Genomic DNA, 21,065 nt, shown 5'->3' on the forward strand with positions numbered 1-21,065 from the left:
GCCAGATCCGTATTGCCCCGCGCGTCGGGTGTCGTCCTGCGGGTTGGGGGAGAGGCCGCTGATACCACGACGGAGCGGGTCCCGAACAGCGCACGGGATTGCGGGACACCGCCGTGTCCGGCGACGGGCGGTGTCCCGGTCGTGGCCCGCGATCAGAATACCGGCATCGCGCCCGCTACGGTGATCAGCGCGCCGGAGGTGTAGCTGCTGTCCTCGGAGGCCAGCATCACGTAGGCGGAGGCGAGCTCGGCCGGCTGGCCCGGACGGCCGAACGGCACCTGGTCGCCGAAGGATTTCACCGAATCCTGGCTCATCCCGGACGGTATGAACGGCGTCCAGATCGGGCCCGGCAGCACGCCGTTCACCCGGATGCCCTTCTCGGCGAGCAGCTGCGAGAGGCTCAGCACCATGTTGCTCAGTGCGCCCTTGGTGGCGCTGTAGGCCATGAGCGACGGCATCGGGTGCTTGGAGTTCACCGACGAGGTGAAGATCACCGAGGCGCCGGGCTTCAGGTGGGCGAGCGCCGCCTTGGTCACGTAGAACGGGCCGAACACGTTCGTGCGGAAATGGTCCTCGAAGATCGTGTCCTCGATGGCGTCGAGGCCCTGGTTCGGCTGCTGGAACGCGCCGTTATTGACCAGCACGTCGAGGCGGCCGAAGGTCTCGACGGTGCGGGCGACGATCGAGCGGCCATAGGCCGGGTCCTTGAGGTCGCCCGGCAGCAGCAATGCGCGCCGGCCGGCCTTCTGGATCCAGCCGCTCACCGCCTCGGCATCGGCCTGCTCCTCCGGCAGGTACGAGATGGCGACGTCGGCGCCCTCGCGGGCATAGGCGATCGCCACGGCGCGGCCGATACCGCTGTCGCCGCCGGTGATCAGCGCGACCTGGCCGGTGAGCTTGCCGGAGCCCTTGTAGCTCTCCTCGCCATGATCGGGCTCGGGCGCCATCCGGCCGGTCTTGCCTGGGAAACTCTGCGGCTGCGCCTCGAAGGGCGGGCGCGGATACTTGTGCAGCGGATCAGTGGTCATGCGGGCCTCGCGTTGGGATGGGAGTCCAACGATGGGTCCTGCGGGGTGTTCCTGCGCCCCGCCGACGCGCCGGGCGCGGGACGGCCGCGTTTCAGGGTGGGACCGCTCGACGACACAGGGCAGCAACAGGCGGCCTTCAGTGTGGAACCAAGGGAGGCGGCGCCATGGTCGAGTGTCAACCGGAGGATCAGGGCGCGCGCATCATCGATCGCGCGCGGCTCGCCGCTGCGGTGCCGTCGCGCGCCTGCGGCCTGGCCACGGGCCTCTGGGGCCTGGTCCTGTGAGCGCCGCGCCGGTTCGACACGGGTGTTAGGCTGGAGCGCCATGCGTCGGACCGGCCTCGATCGCACCGCCGTCACGCTGATCTGCGCGGGCCTCGTGCTCCTCGCGCTGGCGCAGATGCTGGTCGGCTTCCCGTGATGCGCCGGAGGGCTCGCCTGCGCGGCCGGGGGCGGGCCGGATGCTGAACCGCGTCCTCGTGGCGGCGACGCTGATCGCGGTGGCCGCCTTCCTGGTCTACCTGGCAAGCCTCGCGCGCGACGCCCTGTCGCCGAACGAGGCCTACGCGGCCAGCATCGGCCTGACCCTCGACCAATGCGCGGCGGCACAGGACGGGCTCACGGAGGCGGAGGCCCGCGCCTATTGCCGGCGGCCGGTGCCGAAGCGGCCCTGAACGGCCTGCGGCCTCGGGCGATGGCGTCCGGGCCGCGTGATCGATGTTCGGCCGGGTTCGAGACAGGCCTTCCGCCGGGCCTGTCCCGAAGCCCGCAACGGCCTGATTGCATCAGGCCGTTGCGCCCTGCGCTTTAGCTGCCGAACTTGTAGTTCAGGCCGAAGCGGCCGAGCACGCCCTCGTTGCGGAAGCGGGCGGCGTAGGCACCGACGCCCGGTCCGACCGCCACGAGCGGCACGGTGCGGCGGCCGAGGTCGTAGTACAGCGCCTCGCCCTTCAGGGTCACCGCGTTGGAATGGAAGATGTTGAACACGGAATCGGTGGGCAGCGCGAACTCGATGCCGCCGCCGGCCGCGTAGCCGGTCTCGACGCGCGAGCTGCTGCCATAGAAGTTCGGCTGGCCGGCCGCCGTCTGGAAGACGCCGCGATAGGTCTCGGACCCATAGGCGAAGCCGCCGGTGGCGTAGACGAGGGTGCGGTCGAAGGCGTAGCCGACGCGGCCGCGCACGGTCCCGAGGAAATCCCCCATCTGCCGGAAGGTGCTGATCCCGCCCAGGCGCCCGGTGGTGCTGCGGGTGCGGTTCAGGTCGGTATAGGCCAGATCGGCCTCGGCACCGACGACGAAGCCGGAACCGGGCGTGAACTGGAAATTGTAGCCGAGCTGGCCGCCGCCGGTGAAGCCGTCCCGCGGCAGGCCCAGAGCGGCCGGACGGTTGCCGACCCGGACGCCGTCGTTGCCCGGGAACACGCCGGCCGTCGTCACGCTATCCTTGGTCGTGGTGATGTAACCGGCATTGATGCCGAAATAAGCGCCGGCCCAGGAGAAGACCGGAACGGGCGGCGGCGGGGGCGTATACGCGCGGCGAGGCAGATCTGCTGCGGACACAGCGGCCGTCAACGCCGTGAAGGCGGCCAGGGAAGCGATGGTCTTGCGCATAGTCCGGGGATCCAAGAATACGAATTGCCGACATCGTATCCAAAGCTTGGGCGCAGGGCTGTGATCTGTGTGCAACACTTGGAGCTCGCATTATGTATAAGCGGGATGGCCTCAAGTTTTGCGAAATGAAAGATCGAATATTTCATACGTTCTGTCTTCAAGGCGTTCTTGGCGACCGTTTCTGATATCGACGACGCCCTGCGATTGATTGAAGCTGCTCTTCGGCGGGAAGGGTTCGCTGCCGCCGGCGCGATCCGACCGGGGCGCGAGAATGGGGCAAAGCCTCCGATCCTCTGCGCCGATCTCGCGCGCAAGGCGACGGGTCGGGACAGGCCGCGCTGCGAGAGCGTGAGCTGTTCCGGGCCGCTTCGCCGCGCACAATGGCAGGCGGAGAGCCCTGGGGCCGATCGCGACGTGGCGCTTGGGGCGGGCCCGTCGATCGGCCGGGCCGGTCTGGCCCCCGCTCGGGATCTTCGCCCGCTGCCAGGGCGCGTCCGGGCCGTCACGCCAGGCGCGCCAACCCTCGTCGATCGACCGACGCGGTCAACGATCCGTCGCGCAGCACCACGCTTCGCAGCGACACCACCGCGGCCTCTTCCACGCTCGGGCGCTCGGAGGAGCCGTCATGGAACCGCCATCGTCGGCATCGCGGGGCCGTGAGCAATCCAGGCCCCGGCGCGAATGAGGCTAGGCGTCGTCAGCAGCGCGGCATCCGGTGGGCCGCGGAAGATCCACTCCGTCAACCGCCCCTCTCGGCAGCGCCACGGGTCCGGGATTCGGTCGACGGTCCCGCGCCGGCATCCCGGAACGTCCGCGCCACGAAACGGGCGCCGAACCGGGATCGGCTTCGACCGCGCCCGTCAGTGGTCGTGGTTGCAGCCGGGGCCGTGGACGTGACCGGGATGCGCATGGTCATGGGCATGGTCATGGGCCTTGGCGTGATCGTGCGCCTTGGCGTGGTCATGGGCTTCGGCATGGTCGTGCCCGTGATGGCCGTGATCGTGATCGTGCCCGTGATCGTGCGTGTGCCCGTGATCATGGCCGTGATGGTCGTGGCTATGGTCGTGCCCGCAGGTGCTGTGGTCGTGCGCGGCGCGCTCCGGCCGGAAGGCGCGCGAGACCGGGCTCGCGGTGCAGCCCTGACCGCGCACCAGCTCGGCATTGGCCGGGGAAGCCGGGACGTAGAGCACGTCGGCGGCGATCTCGGCGGGGACGTGGTTGCCGCCGAGCTGCCAGGCCAGGCGGGTCAGCCGGGCCGGGTTCTCGGCGCGGACCTCCAGCAGATCCTCCGCGGCCGCCCGGATGGCGACCAGGCGGCCGTCCTCCAGGCGCAGGGCATCGCCGTCCTCCAGCGCCGCCGCCTTGGTGAGCGCCACCTCGAAGGCGAGCCCGCCCTCCGCGACCAGGGATCCGGAGGCCGCCGCCCGGGCGGCGTGATCGAGGCTCACCGTGTCGGCGACGCGGTCGGGGCGAACCGCGGCCCGGCGGACGATCGTGGTGGCTCTCGACATGGGATCCTCGCGGATGGCGCCGCGGCGCCCCGGCCGGAGCGCCGCCTCTCGGGCGGTGGCATAGGGCGAGACGGGAAGGGCGCGCAACTCCGTCGCGCCGCGTGGAACCTTAGCCGTATGGCGGGCATTGCTTTCCTGCTAAGCTCACCGCGATCCGCGACGATCACGGCCGACGGCCGGACCGGATGCACAAGGGAGATCAGGGGACCATGAAGAAGCTGACCGCAGCCGCCCTCGCCACCATCGCCGCCCTGTCGCTGGGCGCCTGCAACACTCCCGAGGATCGGGCGCTCGGCGGCGCCGGCCTCGGCGCCCTCACCGGTGCAGCCATCGGCGCGGCCGCCACGGGCCGCGCGGGCGGTGCCCTGGCGGGTGCCGCGATCGGCGGCGCCGGCGGTGCCATTGTGGGCGCCTCGACCGCGCCGCGCTGCCCCTACGGCACCTACCGGGATGCCTACGGCAACATCTACTGCCGCTAAGGCGCCGGAGCGGGGGCCGGGACGCGTCCCGGCCCTTCCGCGCGGCCTGAGGAGCGGCTATCCCGGCCCCCGGCCGGGCGCGTCCCCGGTGCGGGACCCAAAGCCGCCGACCATGATCGCACCGCGTCCACGATCCCGTTCGGGGCCGCCCCGCCCATGAGCCAGGAGGTCGACAAGGCTCAGCCTAAGGCTCAGGGGAAGCCCCAGGGACCTTGGGGCAAGCTCGGCGGCGCCGGGCTCGGGCTTGCCATCGGCGGCCCGCTCGGGGCGCTGATCGGCGGCGTCGCGGGCCATTTCCTGGTCGACCGAATCGGCGCGCCCTTCGGCCCGACCCCGCGCGACGTGGTGTTCACCACCGGGCTGGTGGCGCTGGCCGCCAAGATGGCCAAATCCGACGGCGTGGTGCTGCCCTCCGAGGTCGAGGCGTTCGGCCGCGTCGTTCACGTCGAAGAGTCGGCGCGGGCCGGCGTCGAGCGGCTGTTCGATCTGGCGAAGAAGACCACCAACGGCTTCGAAGCCTATGCCCGGCAACTCGCGGCGACCTTCGGGGACGAGCCCGCTCTCCTCGAAGACGTGCTCGACGGCCTGTTCCAGATCGCCGGCGCCGACGGGGCCCTGCACGAGGCGGAAGAGCGCTACCTGCGCGCGGTCTCGGGGATCTTCGGCTTCGACGAGGCCGCGTTCCGCCGCATCGCGGCCCGGCACGTGCGGCTGCCGGACGACCCCTACGCGGTGCTGGGGCTCGACCGGGATGCCGACGACGCGACCGTGAAGGCGCGCCACCGGGCGCTCGTCGCCGAGCACCATCCCGATCGAGCGCTGGCCCGGGGCCTGCCCGCCGAGGCGGTGGCGATCGCCACGCGCCGGCTCGCGGCCATCAACGCCGCCTACGACCGGATCGTGCAGGAGCGCGGATAGCGGTGAGCGCCTCAGGCCGCAGGGTCGGAGCAGGTGACGACCCGCACCGGATACCGGGGGGCATGTCGATCCTCGGATACGAAACCGGCATCCTCGCTGATCGCCTGCGCGAGGAGCAGATGATCGAAGGGATCGCGATGATCGGGGTGCTTCGGCAGGCCGCCGAGCACCGTGAGATGCGCGGGCCGGATATCGAGCCGGACGAACTGGTCCTGCGTGAGAGCCGCATCGATCTCCGCGATATCGGCCTGAAGCTTTCCGATCCGCACTTTGACGACGATCTCCCAGAGCGATGCCACGCTGACCAGCACGTCGTTGCCGGGATCCGCGATCAGCGCTCGCGCCTGCCGTCCGAGCGCATCGTCATCACCGAGCCACCAGAGGAGGGCGTGGGTGTCGAGCAGGAGCTTCACGGCTCCTCGCCTTGCATCGCCGCCAGCATGTCGGGCGGGAGCGTGTCGAAATCCGGCGCCATGCGGATCCTGCCGCGGAGCGCCCCGGGGGTACGGTCTGCCCGAACCGCGTCTGCGGGCGGCCGAAGCTCGGCCAAGACTTCGCCCCGTGACGTGACCAGAAACGTATGGCCGTTCCGCGCCTCGCGCAGGAAGGCGTCGATATGGTTCCGGAACGTCCTCACGCCGATGCGCCGGGGCGTTGTCTTGTTCCGGACCGGGCCGGCCATCGTCGACCTCCGCTGTGGCCCCGCATGTGGGCGCATCGCCCGAACGCCGTCAATGACGGGCCGGCGCGATCCGGTATTTTCGACGGCGCATCGGGGCGCGAACCATGGCACAAGCCCGCCATGACGCTGACCCCGGACAGCCCCCTCGCCCGCCGCGTCGCGCCCTCGCCGAACCATGGCGACCGCCGCGGGCAGCGACCCGACATGCTGATCCTGCACTACACCGGCATGGCCAGCGGGGCCGCCGCGCTGGCGCGGCTGCGCGACCCGCTGAGCGAGGTCTCGGCCCATTACCTCGTGTTCGAGGATGGCGGCATCGTCCAGATGGTGCCGGAGGCCCGCCGCGCCTGGCACGCCGGCCAGGGGGCCTGGAAGGGCGTCCGCGACCTCAATTCCTGCTCGATCGGGATCGAGATCGTCCATCCGGGCCATGCCGGCGGGCTGCCGCCCTACCCGGACGCGCAGGTCGCCGCGGTGATCGCCCTGTCCCAAGATATTCTGGGGCGCTGGCCGATCCCGCCGGAGCGGGTCCTGGCCCATTCCGACGTCGCCCCCGAGCGCAAGGAGGATCCAGGCGAGACGTTTCCGTGGGACCGCCTCGCCGCCGCGGGTGTCGGCCACATCGTGCCGCCGGCCGGCCTGCGGGACGGGCGGTTCTTCGCGCAGGGCGATGCCGGCCAGCCCGTGGAGGCGCTGCAGGCGATGTTCGCCCTCTACGGCTACGACCTGCCGGTGACCGGAACCTTCGACGCGCGCACGCACGCGGTCGTCACGGCGTTCCAGCGCCATTTCCGCCAGGCGCGGGTGGATGGCGTGGCCGATGCCTCGACCATCACCACCCTGCGCGACCTGATCGCCGCCCTGCCGGCTTGAAGCCGGAACCCTGGGGTTTCCAAAGGGCTCAGCCCTTGGCGGGTGACCAGGGCGGAGCCTTGGCTCGGCCGCTCAGGCTTGGCCTCTCAAGCCCGGTGGGCCCGCGCCTCGTGGCCATGGGCCGGGCCGGTGACCGCCGGGGCCGGCGCATCGGTGCGGGTGCGCCACAGGCTGTAGAGCACGCCGATCGCCAGCAGCGACAGGGTCACGACCAGGGAGACCCAGGGCTGCACGTGGATGAGCTCGAACGTGTCGGCGACCACGATCTTGGCGCCGATGAAGATCAGGATGAAGGCGAGCGCGGTCTTCAGATAGGCGAAGCGGTCGACCATCGCGGCGAGCGCGAAGTAGAGGGCGCGCAGGCCCAGGATCGCGAAGATGTTGGAGGTGTAGACCACGAACGTGTCGGTGGTGATCGCGAAGATCGCCGGCACGCTGTCGACGGCGAAGATCACGTCGGCGCCGTTGACCAGCACCAGCGCCAGGGCCAGCGGAGTGAACCACAGGGCCTTCTTGCCGGTGGCCGGGTCGGGCCGGCGCACCGCGAAACGCTGGCCGTGCAACTCGGGCGTGACCCGGAACGTCTTCTTGATCCAGCGCACCACGGCGCTGTTCTGGAAGTCGCCCTCCTCCTCGGGGCCCGAGAACAGGATCTTCAGGCCGGCGAAGATCAGGAAGGCGGCGAACAGCGACAGCACCCAGTGGACCTGGTGCACCAGCGCCGCGCCGAGGCCGATCATCAGGCCGCGCAGCAGCACGGCGGCCAGGATGCCCCAGAGCAGGACCCGGTGCTGGGCGGCGCGCGGGATGCCGAGCGCGGCCAGGATCATGGCGATGACGAAGACGTTGTCCATCGACAGCGACTTCTCGACCACGAGGCCGGTCACGTATTCCTCACCCGCCTGCGGACCGAGATACCACCAGATCCAGCCGCCGAAGGCGAGGCCGAGCGCGAGGTAGAAGCCGGTCAGCAGCAGGCTCTCGCGGACGCCGATCTCGTGCTCCTTGTCCCGGTGCAGCAGCCCGAGATCGAAGGCGAGCAGACATCCGACGAGGGCGTGGAAGCCGAGCCACATCCACAACGGCTTACCGAGCCATTCGACGGTGAGAACGTCCATCATGTGCGGGACCTGATGCTGATTCCGGAAGGAAAGCATCGGCTCCGACATCACGGGCGCTGAACAGCGCCCGCCAGAGGGGCCCGCAGCCGATAAGGGCGAGTTAAGCGGGCGAACCGGGCGAATCAAGGGCACGGACGTGGCGGCCGGATGATCCCCGCCGCATCCCGGAACGAGGTTGCCGGCTTACGGATCCGGAGGCGGCGCAATCCGGCGCGTCTCAGGCCTCTCCGGAGAGCTTCATCAGCACCAGGCCGGAGACGATCAGCGCCGCCGCCGCGATCCGCAGCGGGCTCGCGCTTTCACCGAGCATCAGGATGCCGAGCAGAAAGGCGCCCACCGCGCCGATGCCGGTCCAGACCGTGTAGGCGGTGCCGAGCGGCAGGCTGCGCATGGCGAAGGCGAGCAGGACGAAGCTGCCGAGGGCGGCCGCCACCGTCACGACGCTGGGGACGAGCTCCGTGAAGCCCGCCGAGCGCTTCATCGCGTAGGCCCAGACCACCTCGAGCAGGCCGGCCGCGAGCAGGATCAGCCAGGCCAAGATCTGTGCCTCATCTGGGAGTGTCGGCTTTCGGTGCGCCTCCGGGCTTCGCCGCGGGACGCTCGCCGAGCGGGCGCTCCTCCATGTAGGCCAGGAACCCGAAGGCCGCCATCAGGCCGAGGCAGGCGGCCAGGAACACCGAGCGGAAGGTCAGGGCGAGATGCGCGGGATCCGCGCCGCGGATCAGGCTCTCGACATCGTGCCCGGTCCCGGCGGCGCCGCCCAGCACGATCGTGCCGAAGGCGGCCACGATCAGGGCGCCGCCCAGCGAGCGGAAGAAGTTCATCGCCGCGGTGGCGATGCCGAGCTGGTGCGGTTCCACCGCGTTCTGGGTTGCGATGGTGGAGAGCGGCAGGATCGTCCCGATCCCCATGGAGAGCAGCGCCAGCATCACCTCCATGAGCCAGAACGGCAGCGCCCGTCCCTCCAGGGCGATGACGGCGCAGCACACGATGCTGAGGCTCATCATGGCGAGCGGCAGGCGCTTGTAGTGCCGGAACAGCAGCATCGACCGGCCCGACAGCGTCGCCCCGGTGACGGTGCCGACCATCAGCGGCACCAGGGCCACGCCGGATTCGCTGGCGGTGAGCCCGATCACGCCCTCGAGGAAGATCGGCACGTAGATGGTCAGGCCGATGAAGGTGCCCATGGCGAAGCAGGCGGACAGGGTGGCGCTGTAGACCACCCGGTCCTTCAGTACCTCGATGGGGATCAGCGGCTCGGCCGCCGTGGCGAGGCGCGCCGCGAACAGGCCGCCCAGCACCGCCGCCAGGGCGAGCAGGCCGAGGACCGGCGCGGAGCCCCAGGGATAGCGCACGCCGCCCCAGCTCAGCGCCAGCATCAGGGAGGTCGAGCTCAGGATCAGCAGGACCGCCCCGGGATAGTCGAGCCTGTGGCGGCGCTCGTTGCGCGGCAGCAGCTTCAGCTTGGCGTTGGTCAGCGCGAAGGCGAGGAAGCCGATCGGCAGGTTGATCCAGAAGATCAGCGACCAGTGCAGGTGCTGGGCGAAGAAGCCCCCGAGCAGGGGCCCGGCCACCGAGGCCGCCACGAACACGCCGGCGATCACCACCTGGTAGCGGGCCCGCTCCTTGGGCGGCATGATGTCGGCCAGGATGGTCTGCGACAGGGCGATCAGCCCGCCGCCGCCGATGCCCTGGAGGCCCCGGGCGAGCGCCAGGGTCACCATCGTGGGGGCCACCGCGCAGGCGAGCGAGCCGAGCACGAAGGTCACGATGGCGATCAGCAGCATGATCCGCCGGCCGTGGATGTCGGAGAGCTTGCCGTAGAGCGGCGTGACCGCCGTGGAGGCCAGCAGGTAGGCGGTGACGATCCAGGGCAGGTTCGCGGCGTCGCCGAGATCGAGCCCGATGGTCGGCATCGCGGTCGCCACGATGGTCTGGTCGAGGGCCGCGAGCAGCATCGCGGTCATCAGGCCGAACACGATCGCGCGGATCTCGAGCGGGTTGAGGCGCGGCTGGGTGGTGGATGGGGCCGGATCGGCGTCCGCCTCGGTCGCGGTGACGGCGGTGGAGAGCGCCACGAGTGAGAAGCCTCTCTTGGGTTCGGATCGGATCGGCCCGCTGGACGGGAACGAGGCCGCAGCGCAGGGTTGCGCGAGCGGGATGGCATTAACGAGGCGTTGCGCCGGATCCTACACGGTCCGCGGTCATCTGCATTGTGCGGGACACGGGGCGCGGGACGACGCGCCCGGTCGCGGCGCAGGCGAAAGCGGTGGGCCGCATTCGGCGTCCGATCCGGCGTGGTCCGGCGCATTCCGCCCGGTGCGTCAGGATTTGCCTGCCTGTGGTGCCCCACGCATAATTTGAGGATGGCCGACATCATCTACCGTCCGGCGCAGGCGGCGGACGCGCTGACCATCGCGGCGATCCACATAGCCAGCTGGCGGGACGCCTATCGCTCGATCCTCGACCCGGCGTTTCTGGCCGGGCCGATCGAGGAGGATCGTCGCTCTCATTGGCTCGGAAAGCTGAGCACCCCGTCGCCGGATTTCCTGGTGGACGTCGCCTCGACCGGCGATGGCACGCTTGTCGGCTTCGCCGCGACGCAGCGTAACCTGGATCGGCGCTGGGGCAGCCTGGTGGATAACCTGCACGTCCTCCCGGAGATGCGCGGCAGGAAGATCGGCGCGACGCTGCTGCGCTCGGCTGCGCGCAAGCTGGCCTCTCAGCAGGCCGCGGAGGGCCTGCACTTGTGGGTGTTCGAGGCCAATGAGCCTGCGCTTGGCTTCTACAAGCGTCTGGGGGGCCAGGTTGTGGAGCGGACCATCTCACAGATCCCGACCGAGAACGGCCGGACGATCCTGCGGGTTCATTGGCCGGCCCTGTCGGCCCTGTTCTAGAGAGCCGTGACGGCGCGCAGGGCGGTCCCGGCCACATCTTGACAGGCACGGGTGCCTGCCGCTCTCCAGGCGGATGCCGGACGAGACACACAACATCGCCATCGTGGGCGGCGGGCCGGCCGGGCTGGCCGCGGCCGAGGTGCTGGCGCAGGCCGGCCGCGCGGTGACGGTCTACGACCGGATGCCCTCGGTGGGCCGCAAGCTGCTGATCGCCGGGCGCGGCGGCCTCAACCTCACCCACAGCGAGCCGCGCGCGGCGTTTCTGGCGCGCTACCATCCCGCCGGCCACCTGGACGCGGCCATCGCGGCCTTCCCCCCGGAGGCGCTGCGGGATTGGTGCGCGGAACTCGGCGAGCCGACCTTCGTGGGGTCGAGCGGGCGGGTGTTTCCCACGAGCTTCAAGGCCTCGCCGCTGCTGCGGGCCTGGCTGGCGCGGCTCGACCGCCTCGGGGTCCGGATCCGCACCCGCCACAGGCTCACGGCGATCGCCGAGCGGGGGCCCTCGGATCGCGCTGCATCGCGATCCGCCCCCGCGACTGCGGGGCGGCGGCCGTCCGCCGGACGCAGCAATCCCGACCCTGGGGCGGGATTGCTGCACCTGACGATGAGCTTCGAGACGCCCGATGGCCCGGCCGAGATCCAGCCCCGGGCGGCCCTGCTGGCGCTCGGCGGGGCGAGCTGGCCGCGGCTCGGCTCGGACGGGCGCTGGGTGCCGCTCCTCGAAGGGCTCGGCGTGGAGGTCGCGCCCCTGGAGCCGGCCAATGCCGGCTTCGCGGTGGCCTGGTCCGACCTGTTCCGAGAGCGGTTTGCCGGCGCGCCGCTCAAGCGGGTGGCGCTCGCCTGCGACGGCACTACCGTGCGGGGCGAGGCGGTGATCACCGAGGCCGGGATCGAGGGCGGGGCGGTCTACGCCCTGTCGCGCATCCTGCGCACGGCGATCGCCGCGCGGGGAAGCGCCTGCCTCCTCGTCGACCTGCGCCCCGACCTGACCCGGGACGCCCTGGCCCGCCGTCTCTCCGGCGCCCGGCCGGGGGATTCGGCCGCGACCCGCCTGCGCAAGGCCGCGGGGCTCTCGCCGGTGGCCGCAGGCCTGCTGCGCGAGGCCGCCGGCGCCGCCCTGCCGGCCGAGCCCGCGGCGCTGGCCGGGCTGATCAAGGCCGCGCCCCTCGACCTCGTCGGCTCGGCCCCGATCGAGCGGGCGATCTCGACGGCCGGCGGGGTGCGCCTCGACGCCCTCGACGGCCGGGCCATGCTGCGCGCCCGTCCGGGCCTGTTCCTGGCCGGCGAGATGCTCGACTGGGAGGCCCCGACCGGCGGCTACCTGCTCCAGGGCGCCTTCGCGGGCGGCCGGGCCGCCGCCACCGGGATGCTGGACTGGCTGCGCGAGACCGACGGCTGATCGGGGCGAGCGCGCCGCCTGGGGCTCGGATCTGCGCGGCGGGTTCCTGAATTTGTCGACGATGGCGCTGGCTTATGCCCCCGCTCCGGCGCGCGGAAAGCGAGCGGACTCCACGTCCCTGGACGAGGCGCGGGTCCCCTCTCCCGTGCGGGAGAGGGACAGGGTGAGGGACCAGGGTCTTCCGGAGAGGGCGCCTCCCTCACCCCAACCCTCTCCCGCACGGGAGAGGGGGCGCGTCGCGGCCTGCACAAGTCCCTGCACAAGCCGATGTCTGAACATCTTAGCTTGTGGGCCGAGAGGGAGCCCAGCATCCCGCGACAGAGATTGTGGCCCCCGCTGCCCTCACGGCCGGGTGCAGAACCCGACGATCCCCGAGGCTTCCGACGGGCAGGTGGCCCCCTCCCCGTCATAGACCGGTGTGCCGGCCTTGAGGCAGTGGGCCGTGACCAGGATCTCCTCGGCCGGGCAGGTGACGGTGCAGCCGCCCGCGCAGTCGGACTTGCGCACGGCCCGGAGGGCGGACGCGCCGGCCTCACCCTTCGGCCCCGCCCCACCGACTGCACCAGGCTCGCCCTTGGGCCCCGGCTCACCCTTGCTCCCGGATTCGCCCTTCGGACCCTGATCGCCTTTGGGACCCTGATCGCCCTTTGCGCCCGGCAGGCCCGGAGCGCCCGTCTCACCCTTGGGGCCCTGGTCGCCCTTCGGTCCCTGGTCGCCCTTGGGACCCGCATCGCCCTTGGGACCCGCCTCCCCGGGCGGACCCGCGGCGCCTTGCGGGCCGGGCGGGCCCGGCGGGCCTTCGGCGGCGCAATTGGCCACGACCGCCTCGCGCTCGTCCGGCTCGGCCTTGAGGGTCACCACGCAGGTCGGCGGCCGGTAGGGGACCCGGAAGGTGAAGCGCCCGCGCCGGTCGGCCTGGATCGAGATGTCGTCGTCCAGGACCACGATCGCCCCGGGCTTGCGCACCGAGCCCGAGATCCGCAGGTCGCCGGCCTCGATCCGGGCGTCGTAGACCATGATCGGCTGGCTCGGGGCCTGCGCGTGCCGGGGCCGTGGTCTGGCCTGGCGCGGGGGCGCCTCGGTGGATGGGGCGGGGCCGGGATCCGGCGGCTGCTGGGCCAGGGCCGCTCCGGAGAGGGCGAGCAGGATCGTCAAGGCGAGGGCTGGGCGCATGCTCGGACCGTGTCGGCCGCGTCTGGCGCGGCACACGACTTGTGGTCTCGGCTCGCGGACTCGGTCAACCGTGGCTTTGGTCGCGGGCAGCCCGAGGTGATTCCACACGCGTCCACATCCATCCACAGGCCAAGCCGCTGGCCCGGCGTCCGATTCAGGTGCCGTGCGGAAACGGTTTGAACATGTTCCTGCTATGTTCCTATCGTCCGGCATGACCGGAGCACACGGAGATGGGGCTGGACCCTGCAAACCAGACCGGGCGGGATCCCGCTTCCGGCAGCCCCCGGGAGCGGCTGGCAAGCCTGCGGGCGCGCCTCGCGGGTCCGGGCGGCCCGGCGGCGCCGCGCCCGGTCCTGCCGCTCGGCCTGACGGCGATCGACACGCATCTGCCCGGCGGCGGCTTGGCCCTCGGGCCGCCGCACGAAATCGCCCCGATGGAGCCGGCGGACGCGATCGCGGCCCTGGGCTTCACCCTGGCGCTCTGTGCCGCCCAGCTCGCCCGCACGCAAGGCGCGGCGCTGATCGCCGCCGCGCCGAACCAGCCCCTGCCCCACGGCCATGGCCTGGCCGGTCTCGGCCTCGATCCGGGCCGGCTCCTGCTGCTGGAGGCGGGGGGCGACGCGGAGGTGTTTCGCGCCCTCGAGGCGGCGCTCCACGCCCGCGCCCTGCCGGTGCTGATCGGCCTCCTGGCGGACGGCCTGCCGCTGAAGCCGGGCCGGCGCCTGCAGCTCGCCGCCGAGGCGGGCTCGGAGGGAGCCGCGCCGCCGCTGGTGCTGATCCTGCGGCCGCCGCAGGCCGGCCTGCCCAACGGCGCCGCCACCCGCTGGAGCATCGCCTCGGCCCCGGCCACCCGGGACCGGTTCGGGACCCTGGACAACCCGCGCTGGCGGGCGCGGCTCGAACGCTGCCGCAACGGGCGGGGCGGCGACTGGCTTCTGGAGTGGGACCATGCCGCGCATCGTCTGCGTCTGCCTGAGCCACTGGCCCGTGACGCGGCTGCGGCGGGCCGGTCTCGCGCCTGACCGGGGCCCGCTCGCGGTGGCGGCCGAGGGCCCCGGCGGCCTGCGGCTCCTCGCCCTCGACCCGGAGGCCCGCGCCCTGGGCCTGCGGCCGGGCGAGCCCCTGGGCCGGGTCCGGGCGCGGATCGGCGTGCCGCTCCAGGTCCATCCAGCCGATTCCGAATCCGACCGGGCGGCGCTGCTGCGCCTTTGCCGCTGGGCGGAGGGCTACGCCCCCGTCGTGGCCCCGTTCGGGGCCGCCGAGGCGGCGGACGGGTTCTATATCGACGTCGCCGGGGCGAGCCACCTGCGCGGCGGCGAAGAACCCCTCGTGGACGATCTGGCCGGGCGCCTGGCGCGGTCGAAGATTCCCGCCCGGATCGCGCTCGCCGACACCCCCGGCGGCGCCTTCGCGCTGGCCTGCTACGGGGCTTCCGACCGGGTGATCGTGCCTCCGGGCGGGGCCGAACCGGCCCTGCGGGCGCTGCCCGTGGAGGCCCTGCGCCTCGATCCCGGCACGGTCTCGGGCCTGCGGCGGCTCGGCCTGCGCCGGGTCGGCGAAGTCGATGCCCTGGCCCGGGGGCCGCTGGCCCGCCGCTTCGGCGAGGCCCTGCTGCTGCGCCTGGATCAGGCGATGGGCCGCCGGCCGGAGCCCCTGGCGCCGCTCACCGAGGAGGCCGCGTACCGGGCCGCCCGGGGCTTCCTCGACCCGATCGGCCGGCAATCGGACATCGTCGTCACCGCCCGGCTGCTGATGGCGGAGATCGCGCCCCGGCTGGAGCGGGACGGAATCGGCGCCTGCGGCCTGCGCCTCGTGCTGCACCGGGTCGACGGGGTGATGCGCGTCCTCGATCTCGGCCTGTCCCGGCCCGAGCGCTGCCCCGAGCGCGTCGCCGCCCTGGTCTCCCTGCGCCTCGACCGCCTCGGCGCGGGCCTCGATGCCGGCTTCGGCTTCGAGACCGTGACGCTCACCGTGACGGTGACCGGCGCCCTGTCTGCCCGCCAGACCGAGCTCGGGGCGGCGCCCCAGGGCGACGGGATCGACGCCCTCGCGGACGCCCTGGCGCAGCGCCTCGGCCGGCCGCTCCTGCGCCTCGGGGCGCGGGCGAGCCACATCCCGGAGCGGGCCGCCCATCCCCGCCCCTGGAACAGCGATCCGGCATCCTGGCCGGACCACCTCCCGCCCCGGCCCCTGGTGCTGTTCCCCCGGGGCGAGGCCGCCCTCGACGTCCTGTCCACCGTGCCCGAGGGGCCGCCCCGGCGCTTCCGCTGGCGCGCCCGGATCCACGCGATCGTCCATGCCGAGGGGCCGGAGCGGATCGCGGCCGAGTGGTGGCACGCGCCGGGCGCGGCCCGGGACTATTACCGGGTCGAGTGCGAGGCCGGCCGCCGGCTCTGGCTCTACCGCGACGGGCCGCACGCCCCCGGCCGCCCGGCCGCCTGGTTCGTCCACGGGGTGTTCGCGTGAGCGGCCCCGCCTACGCCGAGCTCGCCCTCACCACGAATTTCTCGTTTTTGCGCGGCGCCTCGCATCCGCAGGAATATGTCGTGCAGGGGGCGGCCTACGGGCTCAAGGCCCTCGGGATCGCCGACCGCAACACCGTGGCCGGGGTGGTGCGGGCGCATGCGGCGGCGCGGGCGCTGGAGGCGGAGGGGTTGAAGATCCACGTCCTGCCGGGCGTGCGCCTCGTCACCGAGGACGGGTTCGAGGCGGTGACCTATCCCGTGGACCGGCAGGCCTGGGGCCGCCTCTGCCTGCTGCTCACCCTGGGCAACCGGCGCAGCCGCAAGGGCGAATGCCGCTTCACCTTCGCCGAGATGCTGGAGGCCGCCGAGGGGCAGATGTTCATCGCCATGCCGCCGGGCCGGCGCCTGCGCCCCCCGGACGGGTTCCTGGGCCGCCTCGAGGCCCTGGCCGCCGCCGCCCCGGGCCGGACCTGGCTCGGCGCGAGCCACGCGCGCCGCGGCGACGAGCGCCGCCGCCTCGGCCTCCTGGCCGAGCTGGGCGAGACCTACGGAGCGCCCATGGTCGCGGTCTCGGACGCGCTCTACCACCATCCCGAACGGCGCCCGCTCCAGGACGTGGTGACGTGCATCCGCGAGCGCTGCCGGATCGCGGAGGCCGGCTACCGCCTGGAGTCCAATGCCGAGCGCCACCTGAAGCCCCCCGCCGAGATGGCCCGGCTGTTCGCCGACCATCCGGAGGCGCTGGCCCGCACCCTCGAGATCGCGCAGGCCTGCAGCTTCTCCCTCGGGCAGCTGCATTACGAATATCCCGACGAGCCGGTGCCGCCGGGGCGCACGCCGCAGGAATATCTGGAGGAGAAGACCTGGGAGCGGGCGCGCTGGCGCTATGCCGGCGACATCCCGGCCGCGGTCGAGGCGACGCTCCACGAGGAGCTGCGGCTCATCGCGCAGATGAAATATGCCCGCTACTTCCTGACCCTGTTCGACGTGGTCGAGTTCGCCCGGAGCCGGGGGATCCTGTGCCAGGGCCGCGGCTCGGCGGCCAATTCGGCGGTGTGCTTCTGCCTCGGCATCACCGCCGTGGACCCGTCCAAGCACCGGCTGCTGTTTGCCCGATTCATCTCCGAGAACCGGGGCGAGCCCCCCGATATCGACGTCGATTTCGAGCACGAGCGCCGCGAGGAGGTGATCCAGCACCTCTACGACCGCTACGGCCGGGACCGGGCCGCCCTCTGCGCCACGGTGATCCATTACCGCCCGCGCATGGCGATCCGCGAGGTCGGCAAGGTGCTGGGGCTCACCGAGGACGTGACCGCGGCGATCGCCGACACGGTCTGGGGCTCCTGGGGCAAGGACGTGCCGGACAAGCACGTGCGCGAGGCCGGCCTCGATCCCGACAACCCGATGCTCCGGCAGGCCCTCGACCTCGCGCATCAGCTGATCGGCTTCCCCCGCCACCTGTCGCAGCATGTCGGCGGCTTCATCCTGACCCGGGGGCGGCTCGACGAGACCGTGCCGGTGGGCAACGGCGCCATGGCGGACCGCACCTTCATCGAGTGGGACAAGGACGACATCGACGCGATCGGCCTGATGAAGGTCGACGTGCTGGCGCTCGGCATGCTGACCTGCCTCAAGCGCGGCCTCGATTTTCTGGAGCGGGACCACGGCCTGTTCTACGAGACGCTCGCCGACCTGCCCCGGGAGGATCCCGACACCTACGCGATGCTGGCGAAGGCCGATTCGGTGGGCGTGTTCCAGGTCGAGAGCCGGGCGCAGATGTCGATGCTGCCGCGCCTCAAGCCCAAGGAGTTCTACGACCTCGTCGTGCAGGTGGCGATCGTGCGCCCCGGCCCGATCCAGGGCGACATGGTCCATCCCTACCTGCGGCGGCGCTCCGGGATCGACCCGGTGGTCTATCCGGCCCCGCATCCGGATGACGGGCCGGCGGACGAGCTGCACACGGTGCTGCACAAGACCTATGGCGTGCCGCTGTTCCAGGAGCACGCGATGCAGATCGCCATCACGGCGGCGGGCTTCACCCCGGCCGAGGCCGACGGGCTGCGCCGGGCAATGGCGACCTTCCGGCATGTCGGCTCGATCGGCGGCTTCGAGCAAAAATTCGTGGGCGGCATGACCCGCCGGGGCTACCCGGCGGATTTCGCCGAGCGCTGCTTCGCGCAGATCAAGGGCTTCTCCACCTACGGTTTCCCCGAGAGCCATGCGGCGAGCTTCGCGCTCCTGGTCTACGCCTCCGCCTGGATGAAGTGCCGGCACCCGGACGTCTTCCTGGCCGCGATCCTCAACGCCCAGCCGATGGGCTTCTACCAGCCGGCCCAGCTCGTGCGCGACGCCCGCGCCCACGGGGTCGAGGTGCGGGGCGTCTGCGTCAACGCCAGCGCCTGGGACTGCACCCTGGAGCCGGCCGCGGATCCGAAGCTGCACGCGGTGCGCCTCGGCCTGCGGCAGGTGCGCGGCCTGCCCGAGGCGGCGATGCACCGGCTCGTCCGGCTGCGCGCCAACGGCTATGCCAGCATCGAGGGGCTGCAGGCGGCCCTCGCCTTGCCGCGCAACGCCCTGGAGCGCCTGGCCGAGGCGGACGCGTTCCGGTCGCTGGGCCTCGACCGGCGCGCCGCCCTGTGGATGGTGCGGACGCTGGAGGGCACCGCGTCCCGCAAGGCGGCCAAGGCGGATGGAGCCGAGCGCCGCGGCCATCTGCTCGATGCGCCGCTGCCGCTCTTCGCCTGGCACGCCGATGACGGCCTGTTCCGGCACGAGCCGCAGGTGAACCTGCCGACATTGCCCCTGCCCGAGGCGGTGGCCGAGGATTACGCCGCCACCGGCCTGTCGCTCCAGGGGCACCCGGTCGCGTTCTTCCGGGGCCGCCTCGCCCGGATCGGCGCGATCCCGGCCCGGGCCCATTGCGATCCTGCCCTGCCCCAGGGCGCCCGGGTCACGGTGGCGGGCCTCGTGCTGATCCGCCAGAGGCCGGGGACCGCCAAGGGCGTGGTGTTCCTGACCCTGGAGGACGAGACCGGCATCGCCAACGTGATCATCTGGAAGACGGTGTTCGAGGCCAACCGCCGGGCCGCCATGCAGGCCCGCTTCCTCGCCGTGCGCGGCCGGGTGCAGCGGGCCGAGGGGGTGGTCCACCTGGTCGCCGAGGGGTTCCGCGACCTCACGGATTCCCTGCGCGACCTGCGCGCGGTCGGGATGCGGCTGCCGCCCGAGACCACGGATTTCGGTGCGCCCCCGGACCGGCGGATGTATCCGAGCCGGGATTTCCACTGAGCGCCCGTGCGGGAAGCCCCACCGGCACTGCGCGCGGGCTGTCGATTTCCGACGCTTCGCCGACCGCTCTCGACCCGGGGGCGCGACGCTCCAGGAGGCGCGCAAGCGGCCACGCGATCCGATCGAAGCCGGTCGCGAAGGGCTCGATGGCGAGCCGTTTCGTCGGCCTGTACAGACCGCGCAGCTACGGGGTGTACCGATCTGAGATCTGGGGGCGAAAGGCCCCCGGGACTCTGTGGTCGCGTCTATTTCGGGATCGATACCAAGATTTGCGCGCCGCAAGGGGTGCACTCAATATTTCATGACCAGAGATTTTATTAAATAATTAACCTATGAGAGCGACGCATAAGTGGATAAATCTTAGCCTGATGACTGTCTGGCGGTCTATTCAAGGGGCTATGGCTCGGGGCAATACGAGCGCCGGCCTGTGTGGCCTGAGAGAGCGGTCTGCTTGCGCTCGCCGCGTGATGCCAGGGTCATGCGCATGCTCAAGGGTATCGTCGCGCGCGGGGTCGAGGTTGGACGAGCCTTCAGAAGCCTATCCAAACTCAGGATGCGGAATCCGATCACGCTCGGCAGGAAACGCTTTTCCTTCCGTACAGGCGATCAGGTCAGCCCTCAGCGAGCCCCGTTGGCCGTATCTGCATCGTGTTGAACGACCCGCCGTTGCGCCGTCCGCCGGGTCGGCAAATCGGAGCGCGCGTGGTGCTCTCGGGGCATTCTGCGAAGCCATCAATTCGCCTTACGCGGTATAAATATCCGCCGCAGCACGTCCATCGATCGTTTGTAATATGAGCAAAACGAATAAGATTCGCGTCGGTATGATCGCTCTGGTTCTGGCTGTCGTATTGGTAGCCCTTGCCAGCTGGATGGAAGGTCGACTCATCATGTACTGATTCTATTTTCTGCTGACGTCTCCTGAAAATATTGCCGAACTGATCAGGTATCCCCCTTGCAGGCTTGAAAGTTGAGCAAATACAACCACAAGTCTGTACCACAGGAATTCGTTGTAGAACGCTGAAAAAAGAAGTTGTGAAAAAAGAATTACGATCGACACGAATATCACGGCGCTCACGCGCATATACTTTCCTATCACACCGCCCGTAACAGCAAACAAAGCAGCCGCCAGCATAGATATTGACCCATATATGCAATCAATAAGCAGGCGGACTGCGAAGATTAACCTTCTTCAGCCGGGGCAACCACGAATTGTTGGTCCCTGTATAATTGGTTTTTGGCCAGGCAATATCAAGGTACAAATTGACGCATTTATGAATGGTTACTGCTATACCGATGATCTTGTTCAAATGGCAATTCGGCAATCCAAATTATAACGTGCATTATATTCCTCGTAAAAGCGATCAGACGTGCGATGATCGGGAAGTACCTGGGCGGCGCTCCGACCATCACCCGCTCGTCGCGCGCAGGCTTTCGGCTTCGATCCATCTCGCGCATGCTGAAGAGCGTCGAGGCCTCCCACCGGCACGCCTCTGTCGGTCCCGTTCGAGGTCGGCTCCGGGGGAGAGCTTCACTGGGCCCGTTACCCGGAAGCCGATGGTCTGTTCTGAGCGCAATCCGCCCGTCCGGGGCGATGGTCCGAGGCGGACGCGGCTCCGGCATT

The 21,065-nt window shown here is 71.1% G+C and carries 18 protein-coding genes; 9 read left to right on the forward strand and 9 right to left on the reverse strand.

Annotated features, from left to right (window positions below; translation table 11 throughout):
* Window positions 1-152: 152 nt before the first annotated feature.
* A complete protein-coding gene (locus tag BMZ47_RS05125) occupies window positions 153-1,028 on the reverse strand; it encodes an SDR family oxidoreductase (protein ID WP_091859368.1) in 876 nt (291 codons plus the stop codon).
* 460 nt (window positions 1,029-1,488) lie between these two features.
* Between BMZ47_RS05125 and BMZ47_RS05130 the strand changes: the two genes are divergently transcribed.
* Complete coding sequence (locus tag BMZ47_RS05130) at window positions 1,489-1,701, forward strand: hypothetical protein (protein ID WP_091859371.1); 213 nt, start codon at window positions 1,489-1,491, stop codon at window positions 1,699-1,701.
* A 133-nt stretch (window positions 1,702-1,834) separates the two neighbouring features.
* Here the strand turns inward: BMZ47_RS05130 and BMZ47_RS05135 are convergent, their stop codons facing one another.
* Both BMZ47_RS05135 and BMZ47_RS05140 read right to left on the reverse strand, forming a co-directional pair.
* Window positions 1,835-2,638 carry an outer membrane protein gene (locus tag BMZ47_RS05135; RefSeq protein ID WP_007560626.1) on the reverse strand — a complete coding sequence of 268 codons (804 nt, stop codon included), beginning with the start codon at window positions 2,636-2,638 and terminating at the stop codon, window positions 1,835-1,837.
* A gap of 860 nt (window positions 2,639-3,498) precedes the next feature.
* Window positions 3,499-4,149, reverse strand: a complete 651-nt coding sequence (locus tag BMZ47_RS05140) for an urease accessory protein UreE (protein WP_091859374.1) — start codon at window positions 4,147-4,149, stop codon at window positions 3,499-3,501.
* A 209-nt stretch (window positions 4,150-4,358) separates the two neighbouring features.
* Here BMZ47_RS05140 and BMZ47_RS05145 point away from each other — a divergent pair, with 209 nt between their 5' ends.
* Both BMZ47_RS05145 and BMZ47_RS05150 read left to right on the forward strand, forming a co-directional pair.
* Window positions 4,359-4,628 (forward strand): YMGG-like glycine zipper-containing protein, encoded by a 270-nt coding sequence (locus tag BMZ47_RS05145; protein ID WP_007560631.1) that lies wholly within the window; start codon window positions 4,359-4,361, stop codon window positions 4,626-4,628.
* 156 nt (window positions 4,629-4,784) lie between these two features.
* Window positions 4,785-5,546, forward strand: coding sequence for a TerB family tellurite resistance protein (locus tag BMZ47_RS05150; protein ID WP_007560633.1), 762 nt, complete (start codon window positions 4,785-4,787; stop codon window positions 5,544-5,546).
* 11 nt (window positions 5,547-5,557) lie between these two features.
* Here the strand turns inward: BMZ47_RS05150 and BMZ47_RS05155 are convergent, their stop codons facing one another.
* Both BMZ47_RS05155 and BMZ47_RS05160 read right to left on the reverse strand, forming a co-directional pair.
* Window positions 5,558-5,959 (reverse strand): type II toxin-antitoxin system VapC family toxin, encoded by a 402-nt coding sequence (locus BMZ47_RS05155; RefSeq protein ID WP_007560635.1) that lies wholly within the window; start codon window positions 5,957-5,959, stop codon window positions 5,558-5,560.
* Window positions 5,956-6,228 carry a type II toxin-antitoxin system Phd/YefM family antitoxin gene (locus BMZ47_RS05160; RefSeq protein WP_091859377.1) on the reverse strand — a complete coding sequence of 91 codons (273 nt, stop codon included), beginning with the start codon at window positions 6,226-6,228 and terminating at the stop codon, window positions 5,956-5,958. Before BMZ47_RS05160 ends, BMZ47_RS05155 begins: the two co-directional genes overlap by 4 nt.
* 120 nt (window positions 6,229-6,348) lie before the next feature.
* Here BMZ47_RS05160 and BMZ47_RS05165 point away from each other — a divergent pair, with 120 nt between their 5' ends.
* Window positions 6,349-7,101, forward strand: coding sequence for an N-acetylmuramoyl-L-alanine amidase (locus BMZ47_RS05165; RefSeq protein ID WP_091859380.1), 753 nt, complete (start codon window positions 6,349-6,351; stop codon window positions 7,099-7,101).
* A gap of 86 nt (window positions 7,102-7,187) precedes the next feature.
* Here BMZ47_RS05165 and BMZ47_RS05170 read toward each other — a convergent pair whose 3' ends face one another.
* The 3 genes from BMZ47_RS05170 to BMZ47_RS05180 all read right to left on the reverse strand — a co-directional run bounded on the left by BMZ47_RS05170 (window position 7,188) and on the right by BMZ47_RS05180 (window position 10,300).
* A complete protein-coding gene (locus BMZ47_RS05170) occupies window positions 7,188-8,222 on the reverse strand; it encodes a TerC family protein (RefSeq protein WP_007560640.1) in 1,035 nt (344 codons plus the stop codon).
* A gap of 217 nt (window positions 8,223-8,439) precedes the next feature.
* On the reverse strand, window positions 8,440-8,760 hold the full coding sequence (gene sugE / locus BMZ47_RS05175; RefSeq protein WP_007560642.1) for a quaternary ammonium compound efflux SMR transporter SugE: 321 nt from the start codon (window positions 8,758-8,760) through the stop codon (window positions 8,440-8,442).
* 10 nt (window positions 8,761-8,770) lie between these two features.
* A complete protein-coding gene (locus tag BMZ47_RS05180) occupies window positions 8,771-10,300 on the reverse strand; it encodes an MDR family MFS transporter (protein ID WP_425285053.1) in 1,530 nt (509 codons plus the stop codon).
* Between the two features lie 288 nt (window positions 10,301-10,588).
* Between BMZ47_RS05180 and BMZ47_RS05185 the strand changes: the two genes are divergently transcribed.
* Both BMZ47_RS05185 and BMZ47_RS05190 read left to right on the forward strand, forming a co-directional pair.
* Window positions 10,589-11,119, forward strand: coding sequence for a GNAT family N-acetyltransferase (locus tag BMZ47_RS05185; RefSeq protein WP_091859383.1), 531 nt, complete (start codon window positions 10,589-10,591; stop codon window positions 11,117-11,119).
* 73 nt (window positions 11,120-11,192) lie between these two features.
* Window positions 11,193-12,518: a TIGR03862 family flavoprotein gene (locus BMZ47_RS05190; RefSeq protein WP_091859386.1), complete on the forward strand. Its 1,326-nt coding sequence runs from the start codon at window positions 11,193-11,195 to the stop codon at window positions 12,516-12,518.
* A gap of 342 nt (window positions 12,519-12,860) precedes the next feature.
* On the opposite strand, the gene BMZ47_RS05195 is transcribed toward BMZ47_RS05190, so the two are convergent.
* Window positions 12,861-13,691 carry a collagen-like domain-containing protein gene (locus tag BMZ47_RS05195; protein ID WP_091859389.1) on the reverse strand — a complete coding sequence of 277 codons (831 nt, stop codon included), beginning with the start codon at window positions 13,689-13,691 and terminating at the stop codon, window positions 12,861-12,863.
* A 230-nt stretch (window positions 13,692-13,921) separates the two neighbouring features.
* Between BMZ47_RS05195 and BMZ47_RS05200 the strand changes: the two genes are divergently transcribed.
* Genes BMZ47_RS05200 through BMZ47_RS05210 form a run of 3 tightly spaced genes read left to right on the forward strand, consistent with a single transcriptional unit; the run spans window position 13,922 to window position 19,444 of the window.
* A complete protein-coding gene (locus BMZ47_RS05200; RefSeq protein WP_091859392.1) occupies window positions 13,922-14,713 on the forward strand; it encodes an ImuA family protein in 792 nt (263 codons plus the stop codon).
* A complete protein-coding gene (locus BMZ47_RS05205; RefSeq protein ID WP_244536733.1) occupies window positions 14,640-16,157 on the forward strand; it encodes a Y-family DNA polymerase in 1,518 nt (505 codons plus the stop codon). Before BMZ47_RS05200 ends, BMZ47_RS05205 begins: the two co-directional genes overlap by 74 nt.
* On the forward strand, window positions 16,154-19,444 hold the full coding sequence (locus BMZ47_RS05210; RefSeq protein WP_091859399.1) for an error-prone DNA polymerase: 3,291 nt from the start codon (window positions 16,154-16,156) through the stop codon (window positions 19,442-19,444). Before BMZ47_RS05205 ends, BMZ47_RS05210 begins: the two co-directional genes overlap by 4 nt.
* Window positions 19,445-21,065 lie beyond the last annotated feature (1,621 nt).

The organism is Methylobacterium brachiatum (assembly GCF_900113845.1).
Classification (GTDB): Bacteria; Pseudomonadota; Alphaproteobacteria; order Rhizobiales; family Beijerinckiaceae; genus Methylobacterium; species Methylobacterium brachiatum.

What these genes read in the sequence shown, in the direction of transcription:
- BMZ47_RS05140 (WP_091859374.1), bottom strand. Translation starts at nt 4,149, where the DNA reads ATGTCGAGAGCCACCACGATCGTCCGCCGGGCCGCGGTTCGCCCCGAC.
- BMZ47_RS05165 (WP_091859380.1), top strand. Translation starts at nt 6,349, where the DNA reads ATGACGCTGACCCCGGACAGCCCCCTCGCCCGCCGCGTCGCGCCCTCG.
- BMZ47_RS05205 (WP_244536733.1), top strand. Translation starts at nt 14,640, where the DNA reads ATGCCGCGCATCGTCTGCGTCTGCCTGAGCCACTGGCCCGTGACGCGG.
- BMZ47_RS05145 (WP_007560631.1), top strand. Translation starts at nt 4,359, where the DNA reads ATGAAGAAGCTGACCGCAGCCGCCCTCGCCACCATCGCCGCCCTGTCG.
- BMZ47_RS05185 (WP_091859383.1), top strand. Translation starts at nt 10,589, where the DNA reads ATGGCCGACATCATCTACCGTCCGGCGCAGGCGGCGGACGCGCTGACC.
- BMZ47_RS05190 (WP_091859386.1), top strand. Translation starts at nt 11,193, where the DNA reads ATGCCGGACGAGACACACAACATCGCCATCGTGGGCGGCGGGCCGGCC.
- BMZ47_RS05170 (WP_007560640.1), bottom strand. Translation starts at nt 8,222, where the DNA reads ATGATGGACGTTCTCACCGTCGAATGGCTCGGTAAGCCGTTGTGGATG.
- BMZ47_RS05200 (WP_091859392.1), top strand. Translation starts at nt 13,922, where the DNA reads ATGGGGCTGGACCCTGCAAACCAGACCGGGCGGGATCCCGCTTCCGGC.
- BMZ47_RS05125 (WP_091859368.1), bottom strand. Translation starts at nt 1,028, where the DNA reads ATGACCACTGATCCGCTGCACAAGTATCCGCGCCCGCCCTTCGAGGCG.
- BMZ47_RS05160 (WP_091859377.1), bottom strand. Translation starts at nt 6,228, where the DNA reads ATGGCCGGCCCGGTCCGGAACAAGACAACGCCCCGGCGCATCGGCGTG.
- BMZ47_RS05195 (WP_091859389.1), bottom strand. Translation starts at nt 13,691, where the DNA reads ATGCGCCCAGCCCTCGCCTTGACGATCCTGCTCGCCCTCTCCGGAGCG.
- BMZ47_RS05135 (WP_007560626.1), bottom strand. Translation starts at nt 2,638, where the DNA reads ATGCGCAAGACCATCGCTTCCCTGGCCGCCTTCACGGCGTTGACGGCC.
- BMZ47_RS05130 (WP_091859371.1), top strand. Translation starts at nt 1,489, where the DNA reads ATGCTGAACCGCGTCCTCGTGGCGGCGACGCTGATCGCGGTGGCCGCC.
- BMZ47_RS05150 (WP_007560633.1), top strand. Translation starts at nt 4,785, where the DNA reads ATGAGCCAGGAGGTCGACAAGGCTCAGCCTAAGGCTCAGGGGAAGCCC.